This is a genomic window from Streptomyces sp. Sge12 (genome assembly GCF_002080455.1).
Lineage (GTDB): Bacteria > Actinomycetota > Actinomycetes > Streptomycetales > Streptomycetaceae > Streptomyces.
The window spans coordinates 3,063,536-3,084,937 of sequence record NZ_CP020555.1 but is presented as its reverse complement, the minus strand read 5'-3'; the positions used below and the strand labels follow the sequence as shown (position 1 = coordinate 3,084,937).

The following is a 21,402-nucleotide window of genomic DNA, read 5'->3' as shown; positions in this document are numbered from 1 at the left end:
GCGCACACAGCACCGCAGCCTCCGAAGGCGGCGCCACCGGGAACCCCCGGCGGCGCCGCCTTCCGGCATGTCCGGGCGCCGCTCCTGCGGGTCGTCGGTGGAGGGCGGGACTTCCGTCACCAGTCTGCGGCCGAGGCGGAGCGTGACGGGCTGGTCCGCCGGCCGGTCGGGTCCGTTCCGCATGCGGCCCATTGCGGTCCGGACCGTCGCCCCGGATCCCGGTGAACCCCCGTATGCACGCGCGGACTTGGGGTCGTGCGGCCCGGAGGTGCGAGCTTGCCCCGTTTCGGGTGCGTTCGTGTGGGCAGGGATTCAACTCTATGCAGGACTAAAGTCCCATCGGTCCCATGAGTCCCATTACGGGGAAGTTGAAGGCTATTTGACTGGAACTTCGCGACGGTGATGAACGTCCTGATCCACAGAACGCTCGCAAAGCGGATGGGGAGTGGACAGTTCATGAGTTTCTTGGCGCGTGCGAACAAGAAGGGCGTCCGGGCCTGCGCCGCCGTCGTGGCCTCGGCCGCCGCCGTCGCGGCGACCGTCTGGGGCGTGGCCGTCCTGGTCGGACCGGGCGGAACCGCCGCCTCCCAGCACAACGTGGCCCGGCCCGGCGACGGCGACGACGGCCGGCCCGGGCAGCAGCCGCAGGGGATACCCCAGGGCATAGCCCACGCCTCCGAGAGCGGCGGCAACGCCGTCAACATCACCATCGACGACGGCCCCGACCCCCGCTGGACCCCGAAGGTGCTGGACGTACTGCGGCGGCACGACGCCAAGGCGACCTTCTGCATGGTCGGGCCGCAGGCCAAGGCCCACCCCGACCTGGTCAAGAAGGTGGTCGCGGCCGGCCACCGGCTCTGCGACCACACCATGAACCACGACACCGCCATGGACAAGAAGCCCGTCGCCTACCAGGAGCAGCAGATCCTGGACGCGAAGAAGCTGATCGAGGAAGCCGCGGGCGGCGGCGCGCAGGTCGAGTACTACCGGGCCCCCGGCGGCGCGTTCACCCCCGACAGCCGGCGCATCGCCGCCGCGCACGGCATGCGCCCCCTCGGCTGGAACGTGGACACCAAGGACTTCGACAAGCCGGGCACGGCCGCCATCGTCAACGCCGTCAAGCGCGAGATCGGCAACGGCCCGACCGTCCTCTTCCACGACGGCGGAGGCAACCGCTCCCAGACCGTCGACGCCCTCGACCAGGTGCTGTCCTGGCTGAAGGAGCAGGGCCGGCCCACCGGCTTCCCCGTCCGCACCGCCCCCGATTCCCCGGACGCCTCAGATGCCCCGGACGCTTCCGCCGCATCCACCGCCCCCTGACACGCCGTCCGCCGGGCGAACGGGTGACGGTCGACGAAGCGGACCCGCCCGCGTTGTTCCCTGGTCGGGCACGGACGGACGTATGTATGTACGCCCAACGCCCGTCCGGCCAACCGTCCCACCACGACCAGGAGGCTCCTGTGGCCATCGCCCCCGCCAGACTGTCCGACCCGGTGGTCGGCGCCCTCGTCGCCGCCGTCAACGCGCACGACAAGGACGCCTTCCTCGCGGTCCTCACCGCCGACGCGACCCTGTCCGACGACGGCTCCGACCGCGACCTGCACGAGTGGATCGACCGGGAGATCTTCGACTCCGGCGGCCACATGGACGTCCAGTCCGAGTCCGACGGCGGCCGCACCCTGCTCGTCAACTACCGCAACGACACCTGGGGCGAGATGCGCACCACCTGGCGCTTCGTCATCGCCCCGGGCGGCGGCCGGATCAGCCGCATCGAGACCGGCCAGGCCTGAGCCCCGCCCGGGAGCCCCGTCGAGAGGTCCAGCCCCAGCCCGTACGGGGCGGCGCAGCGCACGCGCTCCCGTACGGGTGAATGCGAGGCCGGTGTCGTTCCGGCCCGCCGGAGGCTCCCGTTGGGCCGGGCATGAAGCGCACCCGCATCGCCGCTCTCGCCCTCGCCACCGCCTCGGCCGCCCTCGCACCCCTCCTGGGGCAGGCCGCCGCCGCGGAGGGCGCCGTGTACCTCCAGGACCCGGCAGGCGGCGAGAAGACCATGAAGTCGATGTGGACCAAGGACGAGATGCACAAGGTGGAGGGGCAACTCCGCTTCCATCCCGGGATCCAGTACAAGACCGTCACGCGCCCCGGCCCGGCGGCCGCACCCGAGTTCGAGCGGAAGTCCGGCGACCCCAAGACCCTGGCGTGGCTGCCCTCGTACGAGTTCGCCTGGTCGGTGTCCGACTCGACGGTGGTGAAGAAGGCGGTGACGGTCAAGGAGGGCACGCACCCGATCGTGGTGCACGCCGTGCTGCGCAACGCGGACCGCGCCAAGGTGGGGGAGGTCCGCAAGGAGCTGACCGGGAAGCCGGCGACCGGGCGCGAGAAGGTCGTGGGCGGCAAGCGGATCGCGTGCGACACCGGGGAGTACACGGTGGAGTGGTCGGTCACGCGCTCGGGCTACGGAACCCTCGGGGGCACGCTGCGCTGGGACTCCAGCTGCGAGCAGTACCGGACGGCGTTCGCCGAGAACCACGGGCCGCAGCGCTGAGGGGCGGGGTGGAGGCCGGCCGCCCCGCGCACCTTGTGGGTGCTCGTCGGGCGACTGGGCCACGGCCTCGGATCAAGTGCCGTAGGGGACATGGTGCCGCACGGGGTGGTGCGCGGCATGGGTCGAAGGTCCCGTGTCGAGGGACTTCTCAGTGCTTCTTGGAGGCCTGGGAGGCCTGCGAGGCGATGTCCTCCAGGACGAGCTTCGGGTCACCGCTCGGTTCGACGGCGCGCCCGATGTTGCGCTTGATGGTGTCGCTGACCGTCAGCCAGGACGGGTCGTTGACCGGGTAGAGCTGGGCTCCGCGCAGGGCGTTCAGGAACTGCGTGTCGTTCTTGTCCAGGCCGCCGCCGGCCGGCGTGCGCGAGGCGGTGACGGTGGACGGCAGCAGGTGGTAGCGGCCGGCGAAGTCCGACAGGTTCTTGTCCTGGTAGACGAAGTCCAGGAACTTGCCGATCTCCGCGCGCTTGCCGTTCTGCCTGAAGGCCATCATCCAGTCGGCGACACCGACGGTGGGCGGGACCTCCCCGGTGCCGAGGTTGTCCGAGACCGGCATGGCGACGGTCGCGACCCCGATGCCCTTGGTGCGGGCCTCGTGGGCCAGCGACGGATAGCCGTTGACCATGCCCACCTCGCCGCGCAGGAAGGCGGCGAAGGCCTCGGCGCGGTTGAGCTGTGACGGCGGGGTCGGGCCGGTGAGTCCGGTGGCGACCATGTGCTCCTTGACCCAGCTCCAGGTCGCGATGTTCTGGTCGGAGTCCAGGCTGTAGTTCCCGCTGCTGTCGGCGTAGCCGCCGCCGTTGCTCAGCTCCCAGATCAGCGCCTCGGCGTGTGCCTCCTCGGGGCCGAGCGGCAGGGCGTACGGGTACTTCACGCCCTTGTCCTTCAGCGCCTTGGCGTCGGCCTTGAGGTCGGACCAGGTCTTGGGGGCCTCTTTGATGCCGGCCTTGGCGAAGAGGGCCTCGTTGTAGAACAGGAGGCGGCTGCTCGCCACGAACGGCAGGCCGTAGAGGGTGTTGCCGACGGAGCCCGCGTCGGCGAGCGGCTGGAGGAAATTCGCCTCGGCGGTGACCGAGAGGAGTTCGTCCGCGGGATAGAGCTTTCCCTGGGCCGCGAAGTCCGAGTAGGACCCCATGAGGGCCATGTCCGGCGACTTGCCGTCCTTGACCCTGCGGGAGACCTCGCGGTCGATGTCGGCCCACGGAAGGAGCTCGACCTCGACCTTGATTCCGGGGTTCTGCTCGGTGAAATCTGCCGCCATCTTGTCCCAGTAGGGCTTGGAACTGGTGGCCGGGCTGTCGCCGTATTCGGCGGCGACCAGATGCAGCGTACCGCTGTCACCTGCACTGTCGCCGGAGCCACCACATCCGGCCAGAGGTATCAGCAGGCCGAGCACGGCCGTGGTGGCGGTCGTGCCGAAAATTCTCCGTTGCACGGGTGTATTCCCCTGATTTTCTTTTGGATCCCGTTATTACTTATGAGTCACTCCGAGCCGGGGTGTCCCTCGATGGCCCGTTGGCCGGAATTCTCTCCTGAGGGAGGGGTGGTTGATTCCATTGGGGGCGCACTTGTGGTCAATGCTCCAAGTGGGGCTTTTCCGAATGGTGTTTTCCGATATGTGATCCACGAAACGGACGCGCGTAGACATGCCGAAAAGCCCGTTTCCGGTCTCGGGAACGGGCTCCAGGGTTTTTCGGGGGTGCGGGCTAGTCGGCGAACTCGCCGGCGTACGGGTCGGGCTCGCCCGTCTCCGGGTTGCGGCCCTCCTGCCAGCGCCGCTGGGCCTTGCGCCAGTGCACGAAGCTGAGGTGGCCGCCGTCCCAGAAGGTGATGCTGACGGGGCTCACGTCGAACTCGTCGGAGCAGAGCCGGTAGAGGAACTCGGCCATGCCGTACGGGTACACCGCGAAGGAGTCGGCGGTGTGCCGCCCGCAGACCAGGACCGGCCAGCGGTCCGGATCGGGGTCGGAGGTGAGCCAGCACAGGATGTCCGACCCGCCGGTGACGCCCCAGGCGATGATCGACTCCGGGTCCACGTCGAAGGCGGACCGGCCGCCCTCCGCCTCCCAGGTCTGCCGGGCGTTGTCGGTCTCCTCGGCCATCCCGGCCGGATCCCACTGGAGTCCGGGCTTGGGCAGCGGGAGCAGGATGCTGGCCTCGCCGTTGATGGAGCCCGCGCCGAAGCGGCCCATGAACGCGATGAAATCGGCCGGGAAGCGCGTCCCCCAGACGGCTTCCACCGCCGGCCAGTCGATGTCCTCGTCGGCGCCGTGCGTCGCCGGCATGATCTGCTCCAGCGCCTTGATCCGCGCGTTCTCCGTCATGCCGCTCCCCTGATGCCCCAGCTCAACCGCCCCAACCTACTGCCAGTGCGGAGTACCGCCTAGCCGCCCGTGAGACGCCCCGGTACGTCCACCTCGACGGTGGTTCCGGCCCGCAGGCCCCATCCGGCCATGGCGCCCGCCGCCGACTCCAGGACGTGCCGGGCGCGGAGCCGGGGCAGGCCGAGGCGGCCCGGCGCCATCGTGACCACCGCGAGCACGCCGAAGCCGCGGTCCAGGTAGGCCACGTCGATCGCGAACCGCATCCGGAAGGTGTGCACGCTCGCGGCGGGGGTCAGCAGCATCGCGCCGTCGATCCCGTCCCGCCCGAGCAGCCCGCGGGTCCGCGCCCCGTACGAGGCCGCGACCTCCAGCGGGATCTCCCTGGGATCCGCGCCGACCAGCAGGGTGCCGTTGCCGTCACGCCAGTTCGCCATGGCGGCCAGCCTAGGGGGCGGTGTGCCGCTGCGCGGCGGGACCCCGACCCGACCCGCGCAGCCGCACCCGTCGGCGCTACCGTCGCCGCATGGGTGTCGCCCTGATCGTCCTCGCCGCCGGATACGGCGCCGCCGCGGGCTGGCTGCTGCCGCGTGCCGCGTACCGGTTCTCCGTCGAGCCGGGGGAACCCTGGCGCGACCGCTGCCCGCAGGGGCACCGGGTGCGCGGCTGGCTCGGACCGGCCCGCTGCAGGGTTCCCGCGGAGGTCGTCGTGCGGGATCCCGGCGGCCGGCCCCCCGGGTCCGCCGCCCCGCACGCCTACGGGAGGCGCGCCGCCCCGCTCGCCGCCCTCGTCGGGGCGCTCTGCGCCCTGGTCGGGGCTGCCGTCGGGGCGCGGCCCGAGGCGGTGGCCTACGTGGGGCTCGCCCCGGTGGTCGTGCTGCTCTCGCTCGTGGACCGCGCCGTGCACCGGCTGCCCGACGTGCTGACCCTGCCGCTCGCCGCCGCCCTCGCCGCCGGGCTCGGTGCGGCCGCCCTCCTGCCCCGCGCCGGAGGCGACTGGCGGCTCGCGCTGCTGGGCGGCGGCGCGCTCGGAGCGGCGTACCTGCTGCTCCATCTGATCAACCCCGACGGCATGGGCTTCGGCGACGTCAAGCTGGCGCTCTCGCTGGGGGTCGCTCTTGGGTGGTACGGGTGGGGGGTATGGTCCGCGGGGGCCTTCCTCGGCCTCCTCTACGGGGCCCTCTACGGGCTGTTCCTGGTGCTGCGCAGTTCTGAACGGGGCCATCAGAGCTACGCGTTCGGCCCCTTCATGGCGGCCGGAGCACTCACCGGAGTGCTGCTGGGTGGTTTCGGAGCGTAATCGTGGTGCGCCAATGCACGCAGCATGCTTTACGAAGGGTTATGGTGGAACCCCCCCCTCGGGCCGGTCCGTATCCCCCCCACGGACCGGCCCGTTTTTTGTTTTCCCGCTCCAGTGCCGTACTTCGCGGCAAAAGTGCAGGTCAGCCCCGCTGGGCCCAGATGTTGGTGCCGGGGGTGGAGACGGCCAGGGAGTCGATCTCCTTCAACTCGGCCTCGGTGAGCGGCGCGGAAGCCAGCGCGGCCACGTTCTCCTCCAGCTGCGGCACGCTCGACGCGCCGATCAGGGCCGAGGTCATCCGGTCGTCGCGCAGCACCCACTTGAGCGCCAGCTGGGCGAGGGACTGCCCGCGGCGGGAGGCGATCTCGTTCAGACCGGTCAGCCGGCGGAGCACCTCGTCCGAGAGCAGGTCCGGGTTCAGGGACTTGCCCTGCGCGGCGCGCGAGTCGGCCGGGATGCCCTTCAGGTACTTGCCCGTCAGCATGCCCTGCGCCAGCGGGGCGAAGGAGATGCACCCCATGCCGGCGTCCTCCAGGGTGTCCAGCAGGCCGTCCTCCTCCGTCCAGCGGTTGATCATGGAGTACGAGGGCTGGTGGATGAGCGGGCGCACGCCCATCCCGCGCAGGATCCGCACGGCCTCGGCCGTCTGCTCCGCCGTGTAGGAGGAGACGCCCACGTAGAGCGCCTTGCCCTGCTGGACCGCGGACGCGAGGGCGCCCATGGTCTCCTCGAGGGGGGTCTCCGGGTCGAAGCGGTGCGAGTAGAAGATGTCGACGTAGTCCACGCCCATCCGCTTCAGCGAGGCGTCGAGCGAGCTGAGCAGGTACTTGCGGCTGCCCCACTCGCCGTACGGGCCGGCGTGCATCAGATAGCCGGCCTTGGTCGAAAGGATCAGCTCGTCGCGGTGGGACGCGAAGTCCTGGGCAAAGATCTTGCCGAAGTTCAGCTCGGCCGAGCCGGGCGGCGGACCGTAGTTGTTCGCCAGGTCGAAGTGGGTGATCCCGAGGTCGAAGGCCCGGCGGAGGATCGCCCGCTGGGACTCCAGCGTTCTGTCGTCGCCGAAGTTGTGCCAGAGGCCGAGGGAGATCGCGGGAAGCTTGAGGCCGCTGTGGCCGGTGCGCCGGTACTCCATGGAGTCGTAGCGCGAGGGCTCTGCCCGATAGGGATTGGTATCAGTCACGTTGTCCTCCCTATCACGGAGTTGTGACGCACCGAGTTGGGTACCCCCTCCCGGCGCGCAGTAATGTGGCGCACTCGGGGGCACCGCAATTCGCACGGGGGCACTGCACGGAGGGGCTGGAAGATCGTGAAGCTGCGCGACCTGGTGTACAGGCTTTACGCACGCCGGGTGGAAGGCCGCCTCGACCATGACGCGGCGCCCAAGCACATCGGCGTCATCCTGGACGGAAACCGCCGCTGGGCGAAGGCGTCCGGAGGGACGACGGAGCAGGGCCACCAGGCCGGAGCGGACAAGATCTCCGAGATGCTGGGCTGGTGCACCGAGACGGACGTCGAGGTCGTCACCCTGTGGATGCTCTCCACGGACAACCTGGACCGGCCCGAGGTCGAGCTCCGTCCGCTGCTCAACATCATCGAGAACACCGTGCGGGGCCTGGCCGCGGACGGCCGCTGGCGCGTCCACCACGTCGGCAACCTCGACATCCTGCCCGCCCGGACCCAGACCGTGCTCAAGGAGGCCGAGCAGGCCACCCACGACGTCGACGGGATACTGGTCAACGTCGCCGTCGGCTACGGCGGCCGCCAGGAGATCGCCGACGCGGTCCGCTCGCTGCTGCTGGAGCACGCGCGGAAGGGCACCTCCTTCGAGGAGCTCGCCGAGATCCTCGACATCGACCACATCGCCGAGCACCTCTACACGCGCGGCCAGCCCGACCCCGACCTCGTCATCCGCACCAGCGGCGAGCAGCGGCTGTCCGGATTCATGCTGTGGCAGAGCGCGCACAGCGAGTACTACTTCTGCGAAGTCTTCTGGCCCGCCTTCCGCAAGGTCGACTTCCTCCGGGCGCTGCGCGACTACGCGGCGCGCCACCGGCGCTACGGCACCTGAGTCACCACCGGTCCCGCCGCCCCCTTCCCGCGAAGCCTTCACCAGGGATTCACCGAGCGTCCGTCATATGCCATGGCATGGCCCGGCCTGATCGGGGAATATCCCTTTCAGGTCGATGCCCGATCCACGGGTGTCGAGTCTCAGCGGACGGCATGGGGTCGTCCGCCCGGGAGGCCCTTTGCACCAGGACGCACGTGCGGTTCGCACGGACGGAGTGGAGGGCCGGAAATCGGCCCTGGCATGGGTGCCGATGACCGGTCCGGTCTTCATGGCCCGACCTCTTCCGAGGGGGTACGTCCTTCCGTGGTGACCAGCACAAAGAGCCGCCTGCAAGACAGGCGGACCTACGTCCTCGACACCAGCGTCCTGCTGGCAGACCCCAATGCGATCTCCCGCTTCGACGAGCACGAGGTCGTGCTCCCGATCGTGGTGATCACCGAGCTGGAGGCAAAGAGGCACCATCCCGAACTCGGCTACTTCGCGCGCCAGGCCCTGCGCCTGCTCGACGACTTCCGGGTTCGAAACGGTCGCCTGGATGCCCCCATCCCGTTGGGCGATCTGGGTGGCACCCTGCGTGTCGAGCTCAACCACTCCGACCCGGGCGTCCTGCCCGCCGGCTTCCGGTTGGGGGACAACGACTCGCGGATCCTCGCGGTCGCCCGCAACCTCCAGGCCGAGGGCTACGACGTCACGGTGGTCTCGAAGGATCTCCCACTGCGCATCAAGGCCTCCTCCGTGGGGCTGATCGCCGAGGAGTACCGCGCGGAACTCGCGATCACCGACGCCGGCTGGACGGGCATGAGCGAGCTCGCCCTGTCCGGGGAGCAGGTGGACCTCCTCTACTCGGAGGACCGCCTCTACGTACCGGAGGCCGCGGAACTGCCCGTGCACACCGGACTGGTCCTGCAGTCCGAGCGTGGCAAGGCCTTGGGCCGGGTCACGGCGGACGGCAACGTGAAGCTCGTACGGGGCGACCGCGAGGCCTTCGGGCTGCACGGCCGCAGCGCCGAGCAGCGCATCGCGCTGGACCTCCTCCTCGACCCCGAGATCGGGATCATCTCGATGGGCGGCCGGGCCGGCACCGGCAAGTCGGCGCTGGCGCTCTGCGCGGGCCTGGAGGCGGTGCTGGAGCGCAGGCAGCACCAGAAGGTGATGGTCTTCCGGCCGCTGTACGCGGTGGGCGGTCAGGACCTCGGCTACCTGCCCGGTGACGCGTCCGAGAAGATGAGCCCATGGGCGCAGGCGGTCTTCGACACCCTCTCGGCGGTCGCCGGGCGCGAGGTCATCGAGGAGGTGCTGAACCGCGGGATGCTGGAGGTCCTGCCGCTCACGCACATCCGAGGGCGCTCGCTGCACGACGCCTTCGTGATCGTGGACGAGGCGCAGTCGCTGGAGCGCAATGTCCTGCTGACCGTTCTGTCCCGGATCGGGGCCAATTCGCGGGTCGTTCTGACCCACGACGTCGCCCAGCGGGACAACCTGCGGGTCGGCCGGTACGACGGAGTCGTCGCCGTGGTCGAGAAGTTGAAGGGCCACCCGCTCTTCGCGCACATCACGCTGACGCGTTCCGAGCGGTCCCCGATCGCCGCGCTGGTCACCGAGATGCTCGAAACGCTCTGACCCCGATCCGGCCGCATCCGGCGGTCGAATCGGTCAAAAACCTCATAGCGGGAAGGTGAGTTGGCGCCGCCCGGCAAAGGCCCGAGAGCCTAGCCGGGCGGCGTCGTGCTGCACAGGTCTTTGTGCAAATCAGCGGCGACATGCCAGGTGTGACCTTTCACACGCAACGGAGAATTGCCTTGCGGTGTCGCGTTCCGGCAGAGTCTGGTTTCCGTCAGGCCCCGCATACGGCACACCTGTATCTCCCGTGAGGTACGCGCAGCACCACAACTCCACAGTCGATCGCCGTATGCCGCCCGGAGTTTCATGCGGCAGCACCCGCAAGGGAGTTGCCCACGGGCCCGCGCCTCCAGTGACCGTAGAACCACGGAGGCCAGAGTCGAGGGCACTTTTGCGCCCGCGCGGTCACTGCGGACGCTGCTGGAAGGACACCGTGTGAGCCGGATCTCGGTCCGGGGGTTCGCCGTGGCTTCGGCCACCGCGGTCACCACCGTCGGCGCAGTCGTGGGCGTTGCCACCGGCGACCCCACGAACGATCTCGAGACGACCGCGTCCGGCGCGACGCTCCTCGCCGACATCCCGGTCGGCGACCAGGCGCAGGTCCAGAGCGCGTCCCTGACGCAGCAGGCCGACGCCATCGCCCACGCCGCCGATGTCGACGCCAAGCGCTCCACCGAGGAGGCCGCCCGCCTCCAGGCCGCCGAGGACGCCAAGTCCAAGAAGGCGGAGGCCGAGAAGGAGAAGGCCGAGGCCGACGCCAAGGCCAAGAAGGAACGCGAGGAGAAGGAGCAGGCCGCCAGCCGCTCCGGCCGTGACGCCGGCGACTTCGCGCTCCAGAGCTCCTACACGGTCGCCCAGGTCAAGGCCATCGCACAGCAGATGGTCCCGGCCGGCCAGTTCCAGTGCTTCTCGAACATCATCAACCAGGAATCCACCTGGAACTACCTGGCCGTGAACAAGTCCTCGGGCGCGTACGGTCTGGTCCAGGCACTGCCCGGTTCGAAGATGGCCTCGGCCGGCGCGGACTGGCGCACCAACCCCGCCACGCAGATCAAGTGGGGCCTGAACTACATGGAAGACCGCTACGGCAGCCCCTGCGCCGCCTGGAGCTTCCACCAGAACAACGGCTGGTACTAGCGGGCCCGCGGCCGCGACACCGCACCGCACCCGCTGATCCGCCCGGGGAGCCCCGCACCGTTCTACGGTGCGGGGCTCCTCGCGTGTACGGTCTTCGAGGTGAGCCCGGAGATCGGGGCGGGGGAAGGAAGCGACATGGCGAAGAGGGAAGGCTGGCTCGGCCGGCTCGGGAACAGGCTGAACCGGATGGAGGCGCGGCTCAACGAGCGGCGCGCCGAGGTCGAGGCCGAGAGCAGCGGCGACCTGCCGGGCAACGGCGGTCGGGGACGGGCGCCCGCGGGCTCCTCCCGGGCCTCCGCCGCGGCCGCGGCCGGGGAGTCCGGCGCGTCCTCCGCGTCCGGCACGGCGACGGCCGTGGCCGCACCGCCCGTCGCCGCACCGGTGGCCCACGCGCCGCACCTCGCCGCACCGACCGTGCCCACGCGCCCCGACCCGGCGAGCGTCGTCCCGTGGGGGATGCGCGTCGCCGCCGAGGCCAGCTGGCGGCTGCTGCTGCTCGCCGGAATGCTGTGGGTGCTGATGAAGGTGATCAGCGAAGTCCGGCTGGTCGTCCTCGCCTTCGCCGCCGCCATGCTCGTCACCGCGATGCTCCAGCCCTTCGTGGTGCGGCTGCGCAGGCTCGGCCTGCCGCGCGGCCTGGCCACGGCCGTCACGGCGATCCTCGGCTTCGTGGTCATCGGGCTCGTCGGCTGGTTCGTGGTCTGGCAGGTCATGGAGAACCTCGACGACCTCTCCGACCGGGTCCGCGACGGCATCAACGAGCTCAAGCTCTGGGCACTGGACAGTCCGTTCCACGTGACCGAGAAGCAGATCAACGACATCGCGAAGAACCTCAGCGAGACCATCGGCACCAACACCGAGCAGATCACCTCCGCCGGACTGCAGGGCGTCACGGTGCTCGTCGAGGTCCTGACGGGCATTCTGCTCGCGATGTTCTCCACGCTCTTCCTGCTCTACGACGGCAAGCGCATCTGGACCTGGGCGCTGGGCCTGGTACCGGCCGCCGCCCGGGCCGGAGTCGCCGGCGCCGGTCCGCGCGCCTGGCGCACGCTGACCGCGTACGTGCGCGGCACGGTCATCGTCGCGCTGATCGACGCCATCTTCATCGGCCTCGGCATCTACTTCCTGGACGTGCCGATGGCGGTGCCGCTGGCCGTCTTCATCTTCCTGTTCGCCTTCATCCCGCTGGTCGGCGCGGTGGTCTCGGGGGCCCTCGCGGTGGTCGTCGCGCTCGTGACGCAGGGCGTGTTCACCGCCCTGATGGTGCTGCTGGTGGTGCTGGCGGTGCAGCAGATCGAGGGCCACGTGCTCCAGCCCTTCATCCTGGGCCGGGCGGTACGGGTGCACCCGCTCGCGGTGGTGCTGTCGGTGGCCGCCGGCGGGATGATCGCGGGCATCGGCGGCGCGGTGGTCGCCGTACCGCTGGTGGCCGTCACCAACACGGTGGTGGGATACCTGAAGGCGTACTCGCGCGACCAGCACCACCTCGGGGCGGGCATGATCGGCCCGGGCCCGCACGGTTCGACCGCTCTGGGCGGGGTGCCGGACCGCGAGGACCCCACGGCGTAGCCGCACCGGCCCGAGCCCGGGGAAGAGCCCGCGGAACCTGATACTCCGTCGATCAAGGCTGCGGTGATCGAACGGGTGCGCGCCGATCGTGGCGCCGCACGTACAGGGACCACGGGGGGACAGGCATGATCACGGATCCGGAGCTCGGCGAGGACTGGCAGACCGAGCCGTTGGAACAGGCGCCGGCGCGGGCCGGGGGCGGACGCGAGCGGCCGGCTCCACGGCCGTGGCAGTGGGCGCTGGGCGGCGCCGTGGTGGCATCGGCGGTGTGGGCCGGCGGGCTCTACGCCTTCGGCGGCCTGTCGGCCGACCCGGAGATCTCCTACCGGGCGTCGGAGAATCTGTGCCAGGACTTCGCGGCCAGGACGCTGGGCGGCATCGCCGGAGACCTGCACAAGCTGCGGCCGGTGAACCACGAGAGCAGCAACCGGGCCGTGGACGGGGCCGTGTGCTCCCTGACCAATGTCGAGGGCGCGCAGGACTTCACCGTGACGGCCCGGGTCGACCTGCACAAGAAGGCGGACCCGTCGGTCGAGTTCGACGCCCCGCCCCTCACACTCATCGCCCACGCCGGCGAGGTGCGCACCGAAGCGGTGCCGGGCCTCGGCGAGCGTGCCGCGATGACCGCGATCGCCGGCGAGCAGATTCTGCAGCTCAAGGCGATCGACGGCGGTGCGCAGTTCAGCATCGACGTCTCGGTGGCCACCTTCGGTGAACACAACGACCGGCCCGCCACCGACGCCGACGCGGTCAAGGCGGCGATGACCGAGGACCTGCGCGAACTGATCGCGAAGCTCAGGAAGTAGGAGGCGGGGATGATCGGAGAGCCCGAGTTAGACGGGGAGCGGTGGCCGGCGGCGGACCGGGACGGCGCCCCGCAGGACGTCGTGGTGGGCGAGCCCCTGCGCGGCCGGGCGCGGCCGCCGTGGCCGTGGGTGGCGGCGGCGGTGGTCGCCACCTCCGCACTGTGGGTGGGCGGGCTGTACGCCTTCGGGGACCGGCCGGCCGCGCCGGAGATCCGCTACCGGGTCGCGGACGACCTGTGCGACCGGTTCACGGCCTCGACCCTGGAGGGGGTGCTGGGCAGCCTTCCGAAGACCGTACCGCGCAAAGGCGGCCGGCATCCGGCGCTGGACTGGGCGTCGTGCGCCCGCGAGAACGACAAGGCGGTCTCCGCCGGGACCGTTCACACCTCGGCCACGGTCGAGCTGCACAAGAAGACCGATCCGGCGGCCGAGTTCGCGCTCGACGTCCCCGCCAACCGGATCTTCTTCTACGGTGACGAGATCGGGTGGGATCCGCTGCCCGGCCTCGGGGAGCAGGCCTTCGTCTCCGGCTCCGGGCCCGATGACAGCCTGCGGCTGCGGGTCCGCGACGGCGGCGCGGTGTTCACCGTCGACGTGATGATCTACCGGGGGTTGAGCCAGGACGGCCCCGACCCCACCCTGACCCAGGTGCCGCACCCCGGGAGGGAGACGCTGCTCGCGGCGGCCGTCGAGGACACCCGGGCGCTGATGGCGGCCCTGCGCAGGGGATGACAGCACGAGGGCCCCGCGACCGGCATCGGTCGCGGGGCCCTCGTGGCGTACCGGGGTGCCGTTACTCGGCGGCGAGGGCGGCCTCGGCGTCGAGGGTGACGGCGACGGCCTGGATCACGGAGGCGACCTTGAAGGCCTCCTGGATCGTCTCGCGGTCGACGCCCGCCTTGCGCAGGACCTGCTCGTGCGAGTCCAGGCACTGGCCGCAGCCGTTGATCGCGGAAACCGCGAGCGACCACAGCTCGAAGTCGACCTTCTCCACGCCCGGGTTGCCGATGACGTTCATCCGCAGGCCCGCGCGCAGGGTGCCGTACTCCGGGTCGGAGAGCAGGTGCCGGGTGCGGTAGAAGACGTTGTTCATCGCCATGATCGCGGCGGCGGACTTGGCGGCGGTGTACGCCTCCGGCGAGAGGTTCGCCTTCGCCTCGGGCTCCAGCTCACGCAGGACGCGCGGGGAGCGGGCGGCGATCGCGCAGGACAGGACGGTGCCCCACAGCTGCTGCTGCGGGAGGTCGCTGTTGCCGATGACCGAACCGAGGTTCAGCTTCAGGTCCTTCGCGAAGTCCGGTATGGCCGACTTCAGGGAGTCGAGGGACATCCGTCACTCACCGGCCAGCAGCGCGCCGGCGTCGATGGTGCTGTCACCCTTGTTCCAGTTGCACGGGCACAGCTCGTCGGTCTGCAGGGCGTCGAGGACCCGCAGGACCTCCTTGGGGTTACGGCCCACGGAACCGGCGGTCACCATCGAGAACTGGATCTCGTTGTTCGGGTCCACGATGAAGACGGCGCGCATCGGCAGGCCGTCCTCGCCCAGGATGCCCAGCTCGGTCGACAGCTCGCGCTTGATGTCGGACATCATCGGGAAGGGCAGGTCACGCAGGTCGGCGTGGTCCTTGCGCCAGGCGTGGTGCACGTACTCCGAGTCGAGCGAGAAGCCGAGGATCTGCGCGTCGCGGTCGGCGAACTCCTCGTTCAGCTTGCCGAAGGCGGCGATCTCGGTCGGGCAGACGAAGGTGAAGTCCAGGGGCCACGCGAAGATGACCTTCCACTTGCCCTCGTAGGTCTTGTGGTCGATCTGCGCGAACTCGCTGCCGGCCTCGAGCGAGACACAGGCGGTCAGGTCGAAGGTGGGGAACTTGTCACCAACAGTGAGCACGCGCTCTCCTTATGCAGTGGAAAATGGCCCTTTTGGGGGTTTTCCGATGGGGTTGGACTGATCTCACATGCTGACACACCTGCATTGATTACAGAAATAGCTAGTCTTGTGCCGGGTGATCGGAGGTACCTATCAGTGGCTGTCAGTAGTAGGGGAACGAAGCAACCGACGCTCGCGCAACTGCGCGCCTTCGCGGCGGTCGCCGAGCATCTGCACTTCCGGGACGCCGCCGCGGCCATCGGCATGAGCCAGCCGGCGCTCTCCGGATCCGTCTCCGCGCTGGAGGAGGCCCTCGGCGTGCAGCTGCTGGAGCGCACCACCCGCAAGGTGCTGCTCTCCCCGGCGGGCGAGCGGATCGCGGCGCGGGCCCAGGTGGTGCTCGACGCCATGGGCGGGCTGCTGGAGGAGGCCGAGGCCGTCCGGGCCCCCTTCACCGGGGTGCTGCGGCTCGGGGTGATCCCCACGGTGGCGCCGTACCTGCTGCCGACCGTGCTCGGGCTGTTCCACCGGCGCTACCCGCGGATGGACCTCCAGGTGCACGAGGAGCAGACCGCCTCGCTGCTGGAGGGGCTGGGCGGCGGCCGCCTGGACCTGCTCCTGCTGGCGGTGCCGCTGGGGGTCCCGGGCGTCACCGAACTGCCCGTCTTCGACGAGGACTTCGTCCTGCTCACCCCCCGCGAGCACGCGCTGGCCGGGCGCCGCGACATCCCGCTGGAGGAACTGCGGGGACTGCAGCTCCTGCTGCTCGACGAAGGGCACTGCCTGCGCGACCAGGCCCTCGACATCTGCCGGGAAGCGGGACGGACGACCGGGGCGGACGTCACCACGACCGCCGCCGGGCTGTCCACGCTCGTACAACTGGTCGCCGGGGGACTGGGAGTGACGCTGTTGCCGCGCTCCGCGCTGCGGCTGGAGACCGCCCGCAACGAGTACCTGTCCACCGGCTGTTTCGCCGAGCCCGCGCCCTCCCGGCGGATCGCCCTGGCCATGCGCACCGGGACCGCCCGGCAGGAGGAGTTCGGGGCGATCGCCGCCGCACTGCGCGAAGCCGTACGCCCGCTCCCGGTGTGGCCCACCGATTAGCGGGCGTCGCCGGGAACGGGCGTACGGGGCACGGGCGTACGGGGCACGGGCACGGGCACGGGCGTACGGGTCGGGGCCGTACGCGTCAGGGTCGTGCGGGTCAGGGCCGTGCGGCGGTCACTCCGTACGCAGGCCGTCCGGGCGCATCAGCCGCAGCAGCGGCGGCAGGCTGAGCAGGGTCACCACGATCACCACGCCCGAGCCGGCCGCCGTCATCCCGAGCACCGAGGCCCAGTCGATCCGGACCGGCGTGGCGGCCATGGTCATCAGGACGGCGCCCAGCCCCACGCCCACCCCGGTCGCCAGCACCAGGCCCAGCGCGATCGGCACGGCCGTCTGCCACAGCACCGACAGGCTCAGCGTGGAGCGCTTGGTACCGAAGGCGACCAGCGAGGAGAGCAGCCGCCGGCGCTCGCGCAACTGCTCCAGCTGGGAGACGAGCAGGCTTCCGCCGATCAGGACCAGGACCGCGAGGGCGCCGAAGAACAGCCCCGTGCGGATCGAGGAGAAGCCGGCGGCCTCCTTGCTGTCCCGCAGCGTCATCGCCGTGACGAACGGGTCCGCCTTGAACACGGCGGTGCGCGCCCGGTCCAGCGCGTCCGGGCCGGACTCGTCGACCTGGACGAAGATCCGCGCGTCCGGGTAGTCGCCGATCTCCTTCGGAGCGGCCGACGGGGTCACCAGCAGGCCGCTGCGCAGCTGCCCGGTGGGGTCCTCCCGGCCGGGGACCGTACGGGCGTCCGCGGGGACCTTCCACTTGGGGGCGGGCCGGGCGGGGTCGGACCCGTCCCCGTACCCGCGGACGTTCCCGACGAACAGCTCGTCGCCGGGCGCGGCCGTGTCCCCGTAGAGGTCCTCCGCGGGGGAGCCGGTCAGGACGAAGGAATCGCCCTCCTTGCAGGAGTCGAGCGTGGCGACCTCGCCGAGCGCGTCGCAGGTGCCGATGGTCACCTGGACCGTGGCTTCCGCGGGCAGTCGGTGGGCGGCCTGCGCGGAGGTCAGCGGGACGGCGCGGGTGATGCCGGGCACGGCGGAGATCCGCTGTGCGAGCTCGTCCATGCGGGTCCCGGAATCGCGGTTCACCATGACCGCGACGGCCGCCCTGCCGGGGTCCTGGCCGGTCGATCTGGTGTAGTCGCCCTCGACGCCCGCGAAGAGCATCTGGAGGGCGATGGCTCCCGCGACGGCGACGGCGATGCCGTTGACGAGGCGGGCGGCGGCGCCGCTGTTGAGCTGGAGCCGGCGCACGGCCAGCTGCCAGGAGACCGGGCCACCGGACATCCTCGCGACGAAACGTTCCAGCAGCCAGGGCAGCAGCACGGTGATCCCGACCAGCAGCAGCACCACGCCCCCGGTGACCTGCCACTGGTTGAACCTGCCGTGGTCGTTGCCGCGGCCGCCCATGGGCACCAGCAGGCCGAGTCCGACCAGCGGGAGCAGCAGCCGCCACCAGACGCGGCGCCGGGAGGGCCTGGCCGTCCGGACGACGCCCAGCGGCTCGATGACCACACCGCGCAGTGCGAACAGGGTCACGGCCACCGCCGCCGCGGGCACCGCGAGGGCGACCAGGACGGCGAGCCAGGGCGCCGGGTCGAGGTCGGCGGGGAAGACGCTGCGCTGGCGGAGGCTGATGCTGCCGACCAGGGAGCGGCCGACGGCGAAGAAGCCGGTGCCCAGCACCAGTCCGACCAGGGAGCCGGCCAGCGCCTCGCCGGCCGCGATCCGGCGCACCATCCTGCTGTCGGCGCCGACCAGCCGCAGCGCGGCGAGCCGCCGGTCGCGCCGCTCCCCGCCGAAGCGGACGGCGGTGGCGATGAACACGGCGACGGGCATCAGCAGGGCGACGAACGTCAGCACGACCATCAGCATGAGCACGGGGTCGAGGCCGTCGCGCTCCGCGTCGTAGCCGAAGCCGGTGACGCGCTGGACGCGGTAGTCCTCGGGCCCGTTCTTCTGGAGGGTGTCGCTGCCCAGGTAGAAGAGCAGTTCGCCGGGGCCGACCAGCCCCGGGGCGCCGACGATCCCGCTGACCCTCGCGTCGAGCCGCTCGCGCAGCAGGGCGCCGTCGGAGGACTTCAGCAGCTCGTCGAGGGCGGGGGAGAGCGCCATCTCGCCCGGGCCGGGGATCCGCTCCAGGCCGGGCGGCAGCGGGGCGTCCGGGCCCTCGGCCCGCACCATGTGCCCCTCGATGTCCTTGTGGCGGTACGTCTGGCCGATGCGGGCGATCAGCAGGGTGCCGGGCCCGGGGGCGTCGGCCCGCTCGGAGTTCAGCGTCGACCGTGCGTCTCCGCGCTCGTACCGCGCGGCGAGCGCACCGGGGATCGCGGTGCTGATCAGCAGCAGTGCGACGCCGAGGCCGACACCGACGCCGGTGAGCAGGGTGCGGATCCACCCCTCGCGGCCGCCGCCGAAGGCGAAGCGGGTGCCCATGGCGAGGTCGCGGGCCCATACCCGCAGCCGGCTCATACGATCCGCTCCATGTCGCGGGACTTGCCGTCGCGCACGACGATCTCGCGGTCCGAGTAGGCGGCCACGCGCGTCTCGTGCGTGACGAGCACGACGGCGGCGTTCGCGGACCGGGCGGCTTCCGTGAGCAGCTGCATGACGAGTTCGCCGTTGAGGGAGTCGAGGGCCCCGGTGGGCTCGTCGGCGAAGACCACCCGGGGCCGGGTCACCAGCGCGCGGGCCACGGCCACCCGCTGCCCCTGGCCGCCGGATATCTCCCCGGGCCGCTTGGCGCCGAGGTCCTCCACCTGGAGGCGCTCCATCCAGTGCAGGGCGGTGCGCTCGGCCTCCTTGCGCTTTACGCCGGTCAGGCGCAGCGGCAGGGCGACGTTCTCCACGCAGGTCAACTCCGGTACGAGCTGGCCGAACTGGAAGACGAAGCCGAACTCGGTGCGGCGCAGCTCGCTGCGCTCGGCATCGCCCATGGCGGTCAGCTCGCGTCCGGCGTAGGCGATGGAGCCGGAGTCGGGAGGGACGATGCCGGCGAGGCAGTGCAGCAGGGTCGACTTGCCGGAGCCGGAGGGGCCCATGACGGCGACGACCTCGCCGGGGTGGATGGAGAACTCGGCGCCGTCGAGGGCCTTGGTGGTGCCGAACGCCTTGCGCAGGTCCGTCGCGGCGAGCAGGGAACCGGCCGGGGCCGTCATCGGCGGACCTCCCGCGCGAGCTGGTCGAGCCGGGCCGCGGTGAGCTCCAGCCACCGCAGGTCCGCCTCCAGGTGGAACAGAGCGTGGTCGCAGACGAGTTGGTCGGCGATGTCGCCCTTGCGCTTGCGCTGGGTGAGGATGCGCATGAGGCGCAGGTGCTCGGCGCGCTGGGTGTCCAGCAGCTCGTCGGCGCGGCGGCCGGTGAGCAGGGCGAGGACGACCTTGGTGTAGAGGGTCGAGTGGAGGTAGGGCTCGGGCTTCTCGGGCTGCGAGAGCCAGGCCTCGACGTCGGTGATGCCGGCGTCGGTGATGGCGTACCGCTTGCGCTCGGGGCCGCCGCCGCTCTCCACGCCGTCGACCTCGACGAGGCCGTTCTTCAGGAGCCGGGACATGGTCGAGTAGACCTGCCCGTAGGCGAGGGGGCGGTCGTGGCCGAACTTCTCGTCGAAGGCCCGCTTGAGGTCGTAGCCGTGGCGCGGGCCGGCCTCGAGGAGGCCCAGGAGGGTGTGACCTATGGACATGCCCCCGACTCTACACCGTGTGTATACGCGGAGTGTATAGAGGAGGGGTGGGAGGTCCCTCAGTGCCTTCTGGACGCCGTGAGCCCCGGCGGGCCGGCCTCTGCGGCCGGCCCCGCCGGGGCTCACGGGTCATCGGGGAGTGCGGGTCACTCCGTGGGCTTGGGGGGCCGTCCCCGGCGCGGGATGGGGCCGGGGGCCGACGGGAGGCGACCGGCTTCGGCGAGGGCCCGGCGGAGCAGGAACTCGATCTGCGCGTTGGCGCTGCGCAGTTCCTCGCCGGCCCAGCGGGCCAGTGCGTCGTACACCTGCGGGTCGAGCCGCAGCAGCACCTGCTTGCGCGCCTGCCGGCCCGCCGGCTTCTCCTCGCCGCCGGGGGTCACTGGTAGAGGGTCCCCGTGTTGACCACGGGCTGGGCGGCACGGTCGCCGCACAGGACGACCATCAGGTTCGAGACCATGGCCGCCTTGCGCTCCGGGTCCAGGTCCACGATGTCCTGCTCCGCCAGCCGGGTCAGTGCCAGCTCGACCATGCCCACCGCGCCCTCCACGATCTGCTTGCGGGCCGCCACGACCGCGCCCGCCTGCTGGCGCTGGAGCATCGCGGAGGCGATCTCCGGAGCGTACGCGAGGTGCGTGAAGCGGGACTCGATGATGTGGACCCCGGCCGCCTCCACGCGTGCGTGCAGCTCGACCGCCAGCTTCTCGGTGATCTCCTCGGCGTTGCCGCGCAGCGACAGGCCGCCCTCCTCGTGGGCGTCGTAGGGGTACTCGATGGCGATGTGGCGGACGGCCGCCTCGGTCTGGGTCTCGACGAACTCGGTGAAGTCCTCGACCTCGAAGGTGGCGCGTGCGGTGTCCTCGACCCGCCACACCACGACGGCCGCCAGCTCTATGGGGTTGCCGTAGGCGTCGTTGACCTTCAGGACGGCCGTCTCGTGGTTGCGCACCCGGGTGGAGATCTTCTCGCGGGAGGTCAGCGGGTTGACCCAGCGCAGGCCGTCGGCGCGGATGGTGCCCCGGTAGCGGCCGAAGAGCTGCACGACGCGGGCCTCGCCCGGCGCCACCGTGTTCAGCCCGCTCATCGCGATCACGGAGAGGAGGCCCAGCAGGACGCCGGCCGCGATCAGGAGCGCCTTGGCCACGGCGGCCGTGGCCAAGGCGCCGGCCGCGATCAGGCCCCCGCCCGCGAGCAGACCCGCCAGTCCGAGCAGCAGCGCCAGGCCGCCGCCGACGCTGTGCGCGGTGAACTCCCTTACTCCGTCAGGGGTGGCGTTTTGGTTCGTCATGGTTTGCCCCGTTTCTCAGCGCGCGGCCGGTCGGACCGTCTAGCAAAGTGATATCACTTTTTTGCGCTACGGCAACCCTTCGGCTTAGGTGAGCGTCGGTTCCAGTG

General features: G+C 71.0%; 22 protein-coding genes. 11 read left to right on the top strand and 11 right to left on the bottom strand.

Annotation, left to right across the window (positions count from 1 at the left end):
- Nucleotides 1-456: 456 nt before the first annotated feature.
- The 3 genes from B6R96_RS13395 to B6R96_RS13385 all read left to right on the top strand — a co-directional run bounded on the left by B6R96_RS13395 (nt 457) and on the right by B6R96_RS13385 (nt 2,545).
- Entirely contained in the window at nt 457-1,320 is an 864-nt protein-coding gene (locus tag B6R96_RS13395; RefSeq protein ID WP_081522560.1) for a polysaccharide deacetylase family protein, read from the top strand.
- Nucleotides 1,321-1,460: 140 nt separating this feature from the next.
- Nucleotides 1,461-1,790, top strand: a complete 330-nt coding sequence (locus B6R96_RS13390) for a hypothetical protein (RefSeq protein ID WP_030385777.1) — start codon at nt 1,461-1,463, stop codon at nt 1,788-1,790.
- Between the two features lie 131 nt (nt 1,791-1,921).
- Entirely contained in the window at nt 1,922-2,545 is a 624-nt protein-coding gene (locus B6R96_RS13385; protein WP_081522559.1) for a hypothetical protein, read from the top strand.
- Nucleotides 2,546-2,693: 148 nt separating this feature from the next.
- Here the strand turns inward: B6R96_RS13385 and B6R96_RS13380 are convergent, their stop codons facing one another.
- The 3 genes from B6R96_RS13380 to B6R96_RS13370 form a co-directional block, all read right to left on the bottom strand.
- Entirely contained in the window at nt 2,694-3,980 is a 1,287-nt protein-coding gene (locus B6R96_RS13380; protein ID WP_081522558.1) for an extracellular solute-binding protein, read from the bottom strand.
- A gap of 271 nt (nt 3,981-4,251) precedes the next feature.
- Nucleotides 4,252-4,869: an SMI1/KNR4 family protein gene (locus B6R96_RS13375; protein WP_030011871.1), complete on the bottom strand. Its 618-nt coding sequence runs from the start codon at nt 4,867-4,869 to the stop codon at nt 4,252-4,254.
- Nucleotides 4,870-4,928: 59 nt separating this feature from the next.
- Nucleotides 4,929-5,303 (bottom strand): DUF192 domain-containing protein, encoded by a 375-nt coding sequence (locus tag B6R96_RS13370; protein ID WP_081522557.1) that lies wholly within the window; start codon nt 5,301-5,303, stop codon nt 4,929-4,931.
- A gap of 89 nt (nt 5,304-5,392) precedes the next feature.
- Here B6R96_RS13370 and B6R96_RS13365 point away from each other — a divergent pair, with 89 nt between their 5' ends.
- Nucleotides 5,393-6,166 carry a prepilin peptidase gene (locus B6R96_RS13365; RefSeq protein WP_081522556.1) on the top strand — a complete coding sequence of 258 codons (774 nt, stop codon included), beginning with the start codon at nt 5,393-5,395 and terminating at the stop codon, nt 6,164-6,166.
- Between the two features lie 142 nt (nt 6,167-6,308).
- Here the strand turns inward: B6R96_RS13365 and mgrA are convergent, their stop codons facing one another.
- A complete protein-coding gene (gene mgrA, locus B6R96_RS13360; protein ID WP_030385782.1) occupies nt 6,309-7,346 on the bottom strand; it encodes an L-glyceraldehyde 3-phosphate reductase in 1,038 nt (345 codons plus the stop codon).
- Nucleotides 7,347-7,472: 126 nt separating this feature from the next.
- Between mgrA and B6R96_RS13355 the strand changes: the two genes are divergently transcribed.
- The 6 genes from B6R96_RS13355 (at nt 7,473) to B6R96_RS13330 (ending at nt 14,098) form a co-directional block, all read left to right on the top strand.
- Nucleotides 7,473-8,234 (top strand): isoprenyl transferase, encoded by a 762-nt coding sequence (locus B6R96_RS13355; RefSeq protein WP_030385783.1) that lies wholly within the window; start codon nt 7,473-7,475, stop codon nt 8,232-8,234.
- Between the two features lie 303 nt (nt 8,235-8,537).
- Complete coding sequence (locus tag B6R96_RS13350; RefSeq protein WP_030385784.1) at nt 8,538-9,854, top strand: PhoH family protein; 1,317 nt, start codon at nt 8,538-8,540, stop codon at nt 9,852-9,854.
- A gap of 435 nt (nt 9,855-10,289) precedes the next feature.
- Nucleotides 10,290-10,991, top strand: a complete 702-nt coding sequence (locus tag B6R96_RS13345; RefSeq protein ID WP_030385785.1) for a transglycosylase SLT domain-containing protein — start codon at nt 10,290-10,292, stop codon at nt 10,989-10,991.
- A gap of 135 nt (nt 10,992-11,126) precedes the next feature.
- Nucleotides 11,127-12,560: an AI-2E family transporter gene (locus tag B6R96_RS13340; protein WP_081522555.1), complete on the top strand. Its 1,434-nt coding sequence runs from the start codon at nt 11,127-11,129 to the stop codon at nt 12,558-12,560.
- Nucleotides 12,561-12,685: 125 nt separating this feature from the next.
- A complete protein-coding gene (locus B6R96_RS13335) occupies nt 12,686-13,366 on the top strand; it encodes a hypothetical protein (RefSeq protein ID WP_081522554.1) in 681 nt (226 codons plus the stop codon).
- Nucleotides 13,367-13,375: 9 nt separating this feature from the next.
- The gene (locus B6R96_RS13330) at nt 13,376-14,098 is read left to right on the top strand and encodes a hypothetical protein (RefSeq protein ID WP_081522553.1); all 723 of its coding nucleotides are present in this window, start codon (nt 13,376-13,378) and stop codon (nt 14,096-14,098) included.
- A gap of 61 nt (nt 14,099-14,159) precedes the next feature.
- Here the strand turns inward: B6R96_RS13330 and B6R96_RS13325 are convergent, their stop codons facing one another.
- Entirely contained in the window at nt 14,160-14,696 is a 537-nt protein-coding gene (locus B6R96_RS13325; RefSeq protein ID WP_030385789.1) for an alkyl hydroperoxide reductase, read from the bottom strand.
- 3 nt (nt 14,697-14,699) lie between these two features.
- The gene (locus tag B6R96_RS13320; protein WP_030385790.1) at nt 14,700-15,254 is read right to left on the bottom strand and encodes a peroxiredoxin; all 555 of its coding nucleotides are present in this window, start codon (nt 15,252-15,254) and stop codon (nt 14,700-14,702) included.
- A gap of 135 nt (nt 15,255-15,389) precedes the next feature.
- Between B6R96_RS13320 and B6R96_RS13315 the strand changes: the two genes are divergently transcribed.
- On the top strand, nt 15,390-16,337 hold the full coding sequence (locus B6R96_RS13315) for a hydrogen peroxide-inducible genes activator (RefSeq protein WP_079405984.1): 948 nt from the start codon (nt 15,390-15,392) through the stop codon (nt 16,335-16,337).
- Nucleotides 16,338-16,454: 117 nt separating this feature from the next.
- Here B6R96_RS13315 and B6R96_RS13310 read toward each other — a convergent pair whose 3' ends face one another.
- The 5 genes from B6R96_RS13310 to B6R96_RS13290 form a co-directional block, all read right to left on the bottom strand.
- Complete coding sequence (locus B6R96_RS13310; RefSeq protein WP_081522552.1) at nt 16,455-18,803, bottom strand: FtsX-like permease family protein; 2,349 nt, start codon at nt 18,801-18,803, stop codon at nt 16,455-16,457.
- Nucleotides 18,800-19,489, bottom strand: a complete 690-nt coding sequence (locus B6R96_RS13305; protein ID WP_030385793.1) for an ABC transporter ATP-binding protein — start codon at nt 19,487-19,489, stop codon at nt 18,800-18,802. Before B6R96_RS13305 ends, B6R96_RS13310 begins: the two co-directional genes overlap by 4 nt.
- Nucleotides 19,486-20,010, bottom strand: a complete 525-nt coding sequence (locus B6R96_RS13300; protein ID WP_030385794.1) for a PadR family transcriptional regulator — start codon at nt 20,008-20,010, stop codon at nt 19,486-19,488. The genes B6R96_RS13305 and B6R96_RS13300 overlap by 4 nt, the downstream gene beginning before the upstream one ends.
- Nucleotides 20,011-20,156: 146 nt before the next feature.
- Nucleotides 20,157-20,390 carry a hypothetical protein gene (locus B6R96_RS13295; RefSeq protein ID WP_030010967.1) on the bottom strand — a complete coding sequence of 78 codons (234 nt, stop codon included), beginning with the start codon at nt 20,388-20,390 and terminating at the stop codon, nt 20,157-20,159.
- Nucleotides 20,387-21,295 (bottom strand): SPFH domain-containing protein, encoded by a 909-nt coding sequence (locus tag B6R96_RS13290; RefSeq protein WP_030385795.1) that lies wholly within the window; start codon nt 21,293-21,295, stop codon nt 20,387-20,389. Before B6R96_RS13290 ends, B6R96_RS13295 begins: the two co-directional genes overlap by 4 nt.
- Between the last annotated feature and the right edge of the window lie 107 nt (nt 21,296-21,402).